The sequence below is a fragment of the Secundilactobacillus folii genome (genome assembly GCF_009720675.1).
GTDB lineage: Bacteria > Bacillota > Bacilli > Lactobacillales > Lactobacillaceae > Secundilactobacillus > Secundilactobacillus folii.
Genome location: NZ_WNJO01000027.1, coordinates 1 through 10,356, shown reverse-complemented (window position 1 = coordinate 10,356; position 10,356 = coordinate 1). Strand labels below are relative to the sequence as shown.

At 43.0% G+C, this 10,356-nt stretch carries 5 protein-coding genes and 6 tRNA genes; all 11 read right to left on the bottom strand.

All coding sequences use genetic code 11. The annotated features are described in order from the left end of the window. Positions 1-3,440: KxYKxGKxW signal peptide domain-containing protein (locus GM612_RS12030; RefSeq protein WP_173021284.1), on the bottom strand; the 3,440-nt coding region annotated here is incomplete at its 3' end. Positions 3,441-4,222: 782 nt separating this feature from the next. Continuing rightward, positions 4,223-6,130, bottom strand: coding sequence for an LPXTG cell wall anchor domain-containing protein (locus GM612_RS12025; protein WP_155432599.1), 1,908 nt, complete (start codon positions 6,128-6,130; stop codon positions 4,223-4,225). Positions 6,131-6,470: 340 nt separating this feature from the next. Beyond that, positions 6,471-6,542, bottom strand: a tRNA-Gln gene (locus GM612_RS12020). Positions 6,543-6,551: 9 nt separating this feature from the next. Then, a tRNA-Tyr gene (locus tag GM612_RS12015) sits at positions 6,552-6,634 on the bottom strand. A gap of 79 nt (positions 6,635-6,713) precedes the next feature. Continuing rightward, positions 6,714-6,785, bottom strand: a tRNA-Gln gene (locus tag GM612_RS12010). Between the two features lie 9 nt (positions 6,786-6,794). Continuing rightward, positions 6,795-6,877, bottom strand: a tRNA-Tyr gene (locus GM612_RS12005). A gap of 96 nt (positions 6,878-6,973) precedes the next feature. After that, positions 6,974-7,816 (bottom strand): metallophosphoesterase, encoded by an 843-nt coding sequence (locus GM612_RS12000; RefSeq protein WP_155432598.1) that lies wholly within the window; start codon positions 7,814-7,816, stop codon positions 6,974-6,976. Positions 7,817-7,881: 65 nt separating this feature from the next. Beyond that, on the bottom strand, positions 7,882-9,372 hold the full coding sequence (locus GM612_RS11995) for a peptide MFS transporter (RefSeq protein WP_155432597.1): 1,491 nt from the start codon (positions 9,370-9,372) through the stop codon (positions 7,882-7,884). Positions 9,373-9,614: 242 nt separating this feature from the next. Then, entirely contained in the window at positions 9,615-9,929 is a 315-nt protein-coding gene (locus tag GM612_RS11990) for a PTS sugar transporter subunit IIB (protein WP_155432596.1), read from the bottom strand. Positions 9,930-10,187: 258 nt separating this feature from the next. Further along, positions 10,188-10,260: transfer RNA gene (locus GM612_RS11985), tRNA-Thr, on the bottom strand. A 16-nt stretch (positions 10,261-10,276) separates the two neighbouring features. Then, positions 10,277-10,349: transfer RNA gene (locus tag GM612_RS11980), tRNA-Asn, on the bottom strand. Positions 10,350-10,356 lie beyond the last annotated feature (7 nt).

The following is a 10,356-nucleotide window of genomic DNA, read 5'->3' as shown; positions in this document are numbered from 1 at the left end:
ATCAAGTTAATAAGATTGGCAGCCGTCCCACTTAAAGTCAAGGTAGGATTGCCCGTTGTTGGATTGGTTACCACGCCATAACCAACATACGTATACCCACTAACCGGGTAAGCATTTGGATCAATTGTAAATTGCTGTCCCACTGCTAAATGGTTATCTTTAGCATTAATTATTTGGGCACTCTTTATAACTGCTCCAGAATCTTTATCAATGAAATTAACACTGACATCCTGCGCACTTTGCGTGAAGGTAATGTTTCGTGTTATATCAAAGATCTCTTCAGGTGTCTGCCCTAGATATTCATTATCATTACCGCTTGAATTCTTTACCGCGTTAGTAACACGACCATTGCCAAGTGCTGCACCAGTAATGTCAACATTCCCAGAAAGTGTATTTAAAACACCATTCGGATATGTTGTCTGATCCTGCTGCGAACTCTTAGTAGTGATGGTCGTAGAAACAACCGGAACAGAATTTGCGCCGCCCAACGCCTGCAGTTGAGCATCATCCAGCTTAGCGGCAATAATACTTTGACCGTTAGCAGTCTGCCAAGTAGAATAAACGACCTGCTTTGAAGCCGGATCAACATGGGCTGTACGAGTAATCGCAACTGCCGTTGGCCCGTCATTTTCCACAACTTTGCCAGTTGCATCCGTTGCTTTAGTTGTCACATTTGCGGTACCTGACAAATATTCGATTGAGGTCCCTGGCAGAGTTCCAGGATTAGATGAAGTATAAATAATTGGTGTCACTGCCACTGTGGTTTCATTTGCTATTTTAGCATTCAACGTAGTAGTCCAAGTTTTCACCGAAGAATTAACCAAGGAATAACCAGCTGGTGGCGTCAGAGTGACTGTCACATTGGTACCATCCACACCAACACCATAAGCATCGCCAACGTTATACGCCTGGCTAGTCTGCGGGTCAGTGTAAACGTAATGAACCGTAGCAACTACTGTCGCGGGAGTAACGGTCTTTTGACTATCAAGGTAGTTCCACATGTTGTTGTAGTCTGCAACAATAATATCGTATGAAGCATATTTGTTAGCATTCGTTCCAGATTGACCATCCGTGTATGATGTTGCACTGCCAATGACGCCCTTGTACCAACCCTTAGTATCATCTACTGAGGCAGGATTTGTCCAAGTGAACGTTCCATCACTGCCGGCAACTTGATTCCAAACATATGAATATGAGCCATCGGCATAGGTCGTATAAGTGACCTTATAGTTATGCTTAACCCCCGCTTGATAGTCGACGATAGCTTGCTTAACGGCTTGATATTCAGCATCATAAGTTGCTTGAATCATCGCATTGGTATCGCCGAGATTTTTTGAATAATCTTGATAAATATTGCCATTCTTGTCTTTAACAATTGTCTGTCCATTGGTATTACTGCTATTCAAAAGAAATTGACTGGCATCGTCTCCTTGACCGGAAATAGCCGCGTTAAATGCAGCTTGTTTGATCTTACCCAAATAAGTATCTGCGGTTTGATAGAAGCCGTCGTGAGAGAGCAGGGTGCTGTTACCTGCCGCTTGATCTTTATCAAAATTAATTTTATTCGACGTGTTGACACTGTCACTAGTAACAAGTTGATTACCTTGTCGACTGATAGCATTATTTTTGTTCAAATAGTCATTGAAAAAGTCGTTTTCGCCATCAATAGCCGCCTCATAATCCACGTGTTCAATCACGTTTCGGATAGCCGGGTAAATTTGAGTAACAAATTCCGAAAAGATTTCTTGAGGGAACTTAACATTACTACCAACACCAATGGTTGCTCCACCGTAACTAAATCCAGCCATAATTTTAAAAGTAATATCAGCAAAAGTCGTGCCATCATTTAAAAATTGGACATCAAACCCATTTTGACCAGATAATGAAACTGGGTTACTCATAATAGCCTTTTCTAGATAAGACTGAATAAGTGGCTGAAATAGTGGAATGTAGAAATTCCAAACGTGAACCAGATCGTTTAAATTCTGTTGAATCGCATTTAAAGCGGAGCTGTCCGTAACCTGGCTCTTAATACTGTTAAGGGCAGAGGTTGCTGCATTATTGTATAAATCTAAAATATGACCGCCACCAGCAAGTGAAATTTTATCAAGAGTATGGCCGGTAATATTATAGCCCTGTAAGGGTTCCCAAATCTTTAATGGAATCGTTTTCCCTGGATTAACGCCAGATTGGTAAGGAATCGCGTTAGCATACGCATCACCATTCGTTTTCAATGAGGCTCCTAAATCCGTATAAAAATCATCTAACGCCTGAGCCCACTGCTTGATAAACGCCTGATAGCCGGCTTGAAATTGCGTATCTTTCTGTAAATTAGTTGTGGTGCCACCTATGCCCCAAAAACTCCCAGACGTAGATATACCATCATTCTTAGAATCTATCCACCAAGAATCTGGATTGCTAATGTCGATATTATACGGCGTGTTGGTAGTCGTTGTCGGGATGTTCGTATTCGTATCATTTTGATTCAAATTATCAACAGTATAGTGAATATCTTTGCTGGTATCAGCACCATTCGCAATCCTGCCAGCTTCGTAAACTTTACCGAGTCCATAAAGATTATTGAGAAGCGTATAGTCCACACCAAGAACAGGGATACCCCCAATTACATTGCCCACACCTTTAGTACTGGCCAAACCCTTGTGGTTCTTAATATCATTATAAGCAGCCTGATATCCGGCCTGATAATTAGCGTTTGTTGGATCACCAACGGGTAGACTTGTCCCTGCACCAATCGCATCGACCTCAACTGGCGTCCCATTTTTCAGGTAAAGAGACGCCACGGCTGCCTTAGCAAGGTTTAATTCATCCAAGGTTGGATCAACTAATTGTTGTGAGTAAACTGCAATCTTACCATTCGTGTTCAAAGCTGCGGTTGGCAACGCTGCTGAAGGCAGTGCTGCACTAGCAGCTGAACTGGCATTTCCTTGATTAGCAGCTGAAGAACTACTGGTTGCACCTGAAGCCAAGCCACTCGTTACCGCGGCTGAAGAGGTAGAACCATTAGTAGTTGAAGGCACACTAATATCATCGCCAGCCTTGACTGCCGATGTACTTGGTGAATCGCTAATTTTCGTGCTTGCGGTGGATGCCTGGGACTGATCACTGCTTGACGCAACTGAACCAGTGGCTGTTGAAGATGCTGCAGAAGGAGCCTGACTGGTTGCCTTGCTAGTGGCAGTTGTCGCCGTGGCGTTACTTGCAGCAGAAGATGGTGCAGTACTATCCTCGCTTGTAGAGGACTTTAAAGCCACTTTTGAAGACGACAATGCACTGTCTGTAGAAGTTGTAGATGAACTAGATTGTTCAGCAGGTGACTGGACATTTGCAGACGTTGTGTCAGCTTTAGCTGAAGTACCCACACCCAAAGAAGCTAATAAAAACATGCCGGCAAATAGCCAGAGCTTTTTAGCCTTATACATCCGAAAATGTAAATTTTCGCGCTCCTTTTCCCCAAGATGGTTATTCTTAGAGATTTTTCGATAATCTTTAAACTATTCCCCCATTGCTTTTTCATTTTATGGACATGCACGATTTTCCCATAATCGCCTGCACACTATGAAATCCTCGCTGAGAAAAATGGTCTAGTAAATTACTTGACTAATCAAATCATTTTTCAGTAATCCACCTGTTTCAGGTTTTATATTATCACAAACATAATCAAGAGGGAAGATTTATATTTTTACATTTTCCATGAGACAATTAAAAAATGAGAAGAAGTATTCTTAGCCTTAGAGGCTGTAGTGAAATCCCAATATAAAATCATTAGAAAGATACATTATTTAAATTTTGTATAATTTTTATAATTATTGATGTTTCCATTGCAATACGTTTTTATATAATGACTTCTATGAATTAGAGCGATAGACAACTTGCTATATTCTTCTAATTTTTAGAATAAAAGCCTGACAAGATAAAATTGGTACTAACGCTTAACGTACGCAGAGAAATCTAAGCTCAAATTAGCGAGATATATTATCCTGCAGTAAGACCACAGACTGTATCGAGAATTATTGCCCACTTAAATATCATTTAAAAGAACAAGTAATGGTTTTTATTTGGGGACTGAAGATCAAATTCGTTAGTATAATTGAATTTAAATCGAAGCTTCGTTCCTGCATTTCTTACCTTATTCAACAAAAAAGCAGCCAAGCCAAAACTGACCTTGCTGCTTAACCTATCTTGAAATTTTGTGAATTACCGATTAGCCATTACGACGTCTATCAAGTCCAAATAAACCAAACAGTGACGTTAATCCTAACAACAGTGCGCCGATGACAGTGGTCTTACCAGACTGCTCTGCCGTTTGTGGTAATTGTTGGTCAACCGTCTGACCGTTATTTTGTTTACCACCCGTTGCGGAACCACTTTGCAGCTTCGCCGGCTCGACTTGAGCGGCGCTGCTAGTGGTGCGAGCAGTATCTGCTGCAGTATTGGTTTGCACCGCGGTTGCGCCTGACCCAACCGTTTTATTTTCACCTGTTGATTGACCCTGATTATTCCCTTCGGAAGTAGCGTCAGCGGTCTGATCAGTCGTAGTGGAATTACCCGCAGAGGTATTTGAAACACCGTTTTCTGCGCCAGTATTTCCAGAATTAGTAGGGTTATTATCAGTTTGCGTATCAGTTGTCGTGTTACCATCACCAGGCTGATTTTGACCTTGCATGACACGGTCAATCGCCAAACCCATATGGTAATTTTGCAAAGCTTCATCATAGGACTTCTGGGCGTTGGTATACTCAGATAACGCATCCGTCAGTAAAGCATTCGCCTTGTTAGCCCCGTCTTGCGCCGCGGTTAAATCATCAGCCAACTGCTGTAACGTTGCCAACTGCTGTTGCAAGGTTGTTAAAACTTGTTGGGCAGTTGAAGCTGTCTGACCATTAGCCAATAACTGTTGTTGAGCCTGTTGAAGTGCCATTTGTGCATCTGATAACGCCGTGGCTTTTTGGGCCGCAACGCCCTGCAGTTCATTCAATGACGCTTGAGCAGTTGCTAACTTATTTTGATCGTTGGTTAGTTGGACCTGCGCAGCTTGCAAGGCTGCCGCAGCGGTTTGGGCACTGACCAAAGCAGCCTGTGCAGCTTGAACCTGCTGTTGAGCAGTGGCTAGGCTCGTTTGTGCCTGGGTAAACGCCATTTGTGCAGCAGTTAAATTATTTTGTGCTGTTTGGGCTTTTTCTGCTGCGCCTGTAGAGGCCGTCAGGGCATTGACTGCGCTTTCTGTAAAATTAGTGACCTGATTTTCGGCATTGATGGCAGCCTGCATTTTAACCATGTAATTGAATTGGAGCTGAACTGATGAGGGGTCAGCATCCCGGGCTGCTTTAGCCTTAGCTTCTTCGTCTAACGCGTCATTGTAAGCTGCCTGTGCAGCAGTTAATTGTATCTCGATAGTTTCGTATGTTGCGTTGGTCGTTTTAGCCACCGATTGCGCGGTGCTGTTAGCGACGGAAGCGCTGTTAGCCGCAGTACTTGCGGTATCAGCTGCCTGTGACGCTTGGACTTCATTTGCATCGGCAGTTGTCGCTGCCGTTTGCGCCGTCGTTAAATTCTGATCAACTTGTGTCGGATTCATTGCATCAATGGCGCTCTGATCCGCACTAACCGTTTTTTGACCTTGATCAACCACCGCTGCTTGATTCGTTACCGCCGTATCGGCAGTGCTTTTAGCTGTTTGAGCAACTCCCACTGCAGCTGATGCGCTGGATACGCTATTTTGGTCAGTTGCAACTTGATTATTAGCCGCACTTGTCACATTTGCCTGGCTATTCACTTCATTTTGAACTTGACTAATGTGCGATGAGGTTGCATTAGCAGCCGAGGCCGTACTGGAGGCTGTCGCCAAGGAGGCGTTGGCGCTGCTTGCTGCCGAACTAGCCTGTTGATAGTTAGTTGCCGCACTGCCTAAATTAGTATTCGCCGCCGAAACCGCGCTCTGGACATCGGCAGCCGAGCTCACACTTGACGCTGTGCTCTGGACATCGGCTGGAGACGTATCAGCCTTTACTGCTAGGGTATCACCAAACACAATGTAGCCGCCAAGAACTAATGATGCAATCATAATTGAACTTTTGACAGTTTTTCTTTTCTCAGTTAATAGTTTATTCATTTTACCTACCCCATTTTTTAATTAACTGACCTACTGTTAGACATTTCAAACCTTTTATAGCCATCAAAATGCTGCAAATTTGTTATGACACTCATTGCCACAGATGCACAATGTTGACCCCCTTAACAAATCTCTTTGACACCACCATTGTACATTTTGATTATAGGATAAATACAGTGGCACTTCAATCTGACTTAAGTTGTGACTGATAAAGGTATACAGATAAATTGATATATGCCAATCATCGATCAAGCGACCCAGTTACAAACACAAAATGGTCAAATAAAAAAATCGCCACCGTATCCGAAGATACCAATGACGACTCTATAAGGCGTAACAATTGGGCTAGCTGGGTTCGAACCAGCGCATCACGGGATCAAAACCCGTTGCCTTACCTCTTGGCTATAGCCCATTAATAGAATGGACGGGAGTGGATTCGAACCACCGAACCCGAAGGAGCGGATTTACAGTCCGCCGCGTTTAGCCAGACTTCGCTACCCGTCCAAAGGTGTTACCTAAATTTACTTTATAATTATACAATAGCTTGTATATCCAGTCAACTGAATCTTAACGTCCAATTGAATTGGGCTAGCTGGGTTCGAACCAGCGCATCACGGGATCAAAACCCGTTGCCTTACCTCTTGGCTATAGCCCAATAAATAAATGGATGGGAGTGGATTCGAACCACCGAACCCGAAGGAGCGGATTTACAGTCCGCCGCGTTTAGCCAGACTTCGCTACCCATCCATAATTGATTCGCTATAAATCAACTTCACTATGATACCAAATTCCAGCTAGGATAGTCAAGCTGGATTTAGTGAATTTGCCACAAAAATGTTGGTTTCATGCATTTAAATGCTGACTGTTTGACAGGTTGATCACTCGCACACGCGTCAGCCATTCGCTCTCAAAAGTATCCGTTAGCCACTCATGCCGACGGGCGGTGCCATACCCGACCGCCTGATCATAATATATGGCAGAACTGATTTGACGCGGCTCCGGGTGGATGTGCATGTGACCAAATAAGACTCGACGAACGTGGTAACGTGACAGTAGTTCGCCAGTTCGAACACTGCCCAACATTGCGTTGGCCATATTCCAAAACCGATTGTCATGAGTCACTCGAACATATTCGATTCGAGGCACAAAGTGGGTCATGAATAAGACCTGTTTATGAACTGCTTGAGCAACCTTTAATTGTATTTCAATTTGCTGAAGCTCTAACGTTAATCTCTCCGGATCAGTCATTGGCTGTTTAATAGCGCCATCGATCCAGTAAGCCTTTTTCCAGTGCCAAAAGTCTGAATCAGGCCGATGTAATCCTGCTGAAAAGGAGTAATCATACCAACCGTTATTCCCAATCACTCGCCAGTCAGTTCCAGGTACGTCATAGTAGCCATGATGGATATAGGTTGCTGATATTGGCTCCTGAAGCTCATCGTAAGTGATGTCATTGACCATGTCATGATTACCGGCCACAAAACGAATCGCGGTGTTAGGCGTTATTTTTTGAAGTTGCTCGGCAAATGACAATGATTTTTCAAAATGATTAAACAGGTCACCTGCAATCAAGTAGACGCTAATTTCGTGAGCTGCTAACCAGTCGCTTTCTTGAGCCAGCACTTCGTCAACGTTGACTTTATTAATATCTAAATGCAGATCGCTGACCATCGCTACTTTAACCATTATTTTTCCCCAATCAAAAAAGTTGTGCTACGACAATATCGTAACACAACTTTAGAGCATTTTGCTTAACGAACACCGCCCATTAGGCGCTTAATTGGCTTGATCATGAAGAACAAGACAACTGCAGCGACGATGGAAACAATCCCAATGATAGTAAAGTAAGGAATTTCGTTCGCAGGTGTATAGAACTTAACAATTTGTGAGTTAACGGCCTGACCAGCTGAATCAGCTAAGAACCACATACTCATCATTGACGACTGGAATGCCCGTGGTGCTAATTTGGTGGTAACTGATAACCCAATTGGAGAGATCAGTAATTCAGCAATTTCAACAATTGCCCAGCTACCAACTAACCAAAGTGGACTAACAGCAGCATGTGCACCGAACATGGACACAGGGATCACCATGAACAGGTATGACAGTCCCGCAATCAGCATCCCCATCGAAAACTTGGATGGCGATGATGGCTGGCGTTTACCGAGTTTAGTCCACAGCGTAGCAAAGATCGGCGTATAAATTAAAATAAACAGCGGATTCAATGATTGATAGTTGGCTGGGTTAATATGGATGACCCAGTTAAAGATATGCAAGGTGTTATTCGTTTGTTCTTGCGCAAAGAGTGCTAAAACAACGGATCCTTGCTCTTCAATTGCCCAAAATATAGCTGCGGCAATAAAAAGAGGTACGTAAGCCCAAACACGCGAACGTTCTTTCTTCTCGACTTTTTTACTTGTCAGCATGACCGTAAAGTATGCAACAGGTGTTAAAACGGCAATGACACTCAGCAACGTGATAAACGAACTGATGTCTAAGGCATTAAAGACCTTCATAATCAGTAGAATAAGAGCAAACGCAATCGCACCAAGAAGTACCCGGAATGACAACTTACGAGCGTCTCCTGGTTCCAGCGGATCATCAGGATAAAGCGAATCTGGACTCAGGTATCTCTTTCCACCATACTGATAGAAAACTAACCCAAAGAACATCCCAATAGCAGCCAGAGAGAAACCAGCGTGGAAATTAAATGCGGTCCACATGCCACTGACAGCAAATGGTGCAATCAAAGAGCCGACGTTAATACCAAACACGAAAATGGTAAACCCAGAATCACGACGAGTATCCGTCTCACCGTACAGAGTCCCAACCATTTCAGAAACGTTTGGCTTTAACAGCCCAGTACCAATAGTAATCAGACAAATTGAAATAAATAACGCAATCTTACCAGCTGGTAAAGCCAAGCAAATGTGCCCAAACATAATTAAGACCCCGCCGTAAAATACCGTCTTACGGCTGCCCCAAATTCGGTCACTTAAAAAGCCACCAAGCACTGAGGATAAGTAAACTAACGACCCATAAATCGACATGATAGAGGCGGCAAGCCCCTTATCCATGCCCAGACCACCCTTAGCAATTGAGAAGTACATATAGTAGATCAAAATTGCCTTCATACCATAATAACTGAACCGTTCCCACATTTCAGTGAAGAACAGCGTCGACAACCCACGCGGTTGCCCGAAGAAGGAACGATCCAGTTCTTTCTTTCCTTGGTTATCCAAAAATAATACCTCCAAACATCTCTCACTCGCAGCAAAACCATTTATTTACCTAGAGTGACAACTAAAGGAGCGGCTCCCCGCTCCTCATAATTTTCTAATTGAATCAATATAGGGTATTATACGCCGTAAAACGTCGTAGCGCAACGGTGATTTAGTCAGAAAATGCCCGTTGTAGCTCATTTTCTGGGATTTCAGTCCAAGAAAAGTTTTTGGATGGTTTATTCACTTAAGGTTAATTTTTATTAACCGGCGATTTTATTCTTTTCTAATTCATTCATAGCGAATTTAACCAAGCTTTCACCATTCAACCAACCATAGATATCATCTGGGATAGTTTCTAAACGCGGATTTTCAGCTTTTAAGATGCTGTAGTCATAGCTAACTTGCGGTGCCACTAAAACCAAATCGTAGCCGTCGATGTTCTCTGATTCTGCGGCTGAAAAACTTGTCGAATCAAATGTGATCGGTGCGTGATAGGCTTCTGTAGAACGCTGGGCTGTTTCCTTCAAAAATTGACTTGAAATGCCACTACCACATACAATTAAGACTTCTGCCATAATAATTGCCTCCAAAATTTTTACATTAATTTATTAACCCTTCGATGCTTCCAGACTACCACTATTTTTTCTATACCACAAGTAAAATTATTGAAATAAATGTAAGTATATAGGCATTCTCCTATCTATACCATTTTTAAAAAAGCAGTCTGTATCCTTTTTTGAGACTATTTTTAAGCGCCTGTATGATCCGTTGTAATAAAAAAGACTGTGAACGTTTAATCGTTCACAGTCTCATAAATGAGTCAGTCGAATAGATGCCGGCTGAGGAATTCGAATCCCCGACCCTCGGTTTACGATACCGATGCTCTACCAACTGAGCTAAGCCGGCATAACTAAAATTTTGACTCCGGCAGGCGGGCTCGAACCGTCGACACCCTGATTAACAGTCAGGTGCTCTACCAACTGAGCTATGCCGGAATAATAC

Excerpts from the sequence above, each read along its gene's own strand:
- GM612_RS11990 (WP_155432596.1), bottom strand. The coding sequence starts at position 9,929 with ATGGCAGAAGTCTTAATTGTATGTGGTAGTGGCATTTCAAGTCAATTT.
- GM612_RS12000 (WP_155432598.1), bottom strand. The coding sequence starts at position 7,816 with ATGGTTAAAGTAGCGATGGTCAGCGATCTGCATTTAGATATTAATAAA.
- GM612_RS12025 (WP_155432599.1), bottom strand. The coding sequence starts at position 6,130 with ATGAATAAACTATTAACTGAGAAAAGAAAAACTGTCAAAAGTTCAATT.